This window comes from Actinomadura sp. NPDC049382 (assembly GCF_040677125.1).
Lineage (GTDB): Bacteria > Actinomycetota > Actinomycetes > Streptosporangiales > Streptosporangiaceae > Spirillospora > Spirillospora geliboluensis.
Window position 1 is genome coordinate 1 of sequence record NZ_JBFARO010000268.1, and the last position, 1696, is coordinate 1696.

The 1696-nt window shown below is 76.9% G+C and carries 1 protein-coding gene; it reads right to left on the reverse strand.

All coding sequences use genetic code 11. The features are described 5' to 3' along the window. The coding region (locus AB0K34_RS46570; RefSeq protein ID WP_364554960.1) for a hypothetical protein at positions 1-1468 on the reverse strand (1468 nt) is incomplete at its 3' end. Positions 1469-1696: the final 228 nt, after the last annotated feature.

A 1696-nucleotide genomic window follows, 5' to 3' on the forward strand; every position in this document is an offset into this window, starting at 1 on the left:
CGGGCACCTGCGCGACCGGCTGGTCGGCGCCGGCCCCGGCGCGCTCGGCGGCCATGTGGGCGCGGGCGGCCTTGATGATGTCCCACGCCGACAGCTCGTCGGTGGACGGCGGGGTGTGCATCGCCGGGGACGTCAGCTCCGCCGCGACCGCCTGCGGCACCGCGAACCCCGTCGCCGGCGGCGCGACCTGCGCCAGCCGGCACCACGTCAGCCCGAGGGTGTAGGTGGTGGCCAGCAGCGCGGCCAGGGCGTCGGCGTCGTCGCCGCGCAGCGCCTCGGGCAGCCGCCCTTCGCGCGGCCACAGCTCCCGCAGCGGGCTGGCCGGATCCGACAGCACGGACTGCAGCGTGCGGACGCTGTCGGGGTCCAGCCACCGCTGCAGCGCCGGCAGCGCGCCCGGCGCCGCCTGCAGGTCGGCGGCCAGCACCGCGATGCCCGCGCGGCGGACCTCGTCGTGGCCGCGGCCCGGCGCCGACGGGCGCGGCCCGGTCAGCCCCGCGACGATCTGCTGCAGGTCGTACAGGGCCAGCCGCAGGTACTCCCCGGGCGCGGTGTCGCGCAGCATCGGGGTGGCGTACTCGGCCGGGCAGCGGCGCCGCCACTCCTGCAGGACGGCGTCGGGCCCGTACCGGACGGTCGCCATGTCCTGCCCGACCATCCGCAGCGACGCCGCCGTCACCGCGGCCAGCGCGTCGGCGCCCGGCCGGAACCGGGGATCGGCCTGCAGGCCCGCGGCGACCTCGTACATCACGCGGGCGACATGGGCGGCGCCGCCGCCGTCGCCGGCGCCGAGCCGGTGGATGTAGTAGCCGGCCAGGGTGGCGAAGTCGGGCGGCATCATCCAGTGCAGCCGGTCGGCGGAGGTGGTCAGGAACGGGATGAACGACTCGATCAGCGGGTGCTCGGTCAGCGCGACCGGCGACCCCGCGCACCACAGCAGCGCCCCCCACGCGGCGGCGACCGTGCTGGGGGTGCCCGGCTGGAACATCGGGTCGCGGTGGGCGAACTGCTGCGGGTTCACCGCCAGCGCGGTGGTCAGGGCCTGGGAGATCCGCGCCACCACGGCGGTGTCGGGCACCGGCCCGAGGAACCCCGGCGAGGCCACCCGGCCCGCCGCGAGGTCGGGGCCGGTGGGGAACAGCTGAGGCGGGACCGGCGGGGTCCCGGCGCCCTGCGGCGCGGGCACCGCGACGCGGCGGTCCTCGAACGCCGCCGGCGGCGGGCAGGGGTGCCAGCTGCCGTCCAGGCCGCACCGGTACCAGCGGCCCCACGCCCCGTACAGCCACCACTCGCCGGCGCCCCACAGCATCCGCGCGGCGACCTGGGCCGCGCGGTCGGCGGGCTGGGCGGTCTGCCACCACGGGGAGGCCACCAGTTCGCGCACGTTGCCCTCGACCGAGGCGAACAGGTCGCCGCTCGGGCCGCCTCCGGTTCCGCCGGGCCCCGCCCCGGCCGCCTGCCAGCTCATCCGGCGAATAGTAGTCGCCCGGTGCGGACCGTCCGGCATCGCAGGAATTACGGGCCGGTATCCTCCCCTCGGCATGTAAGGACTGTTCTGGCAGGATGCTGCTTAGCCCGCCGGATGCGGGCGCGTGCGGGCGGATTCAAGCGGATTCCAGCGCCAACCACCCCAACGAGACCACCAGCTCACCTGCGCACCTGAGCAAGGACCGGACATCCCAGCCTCCCCGCCACC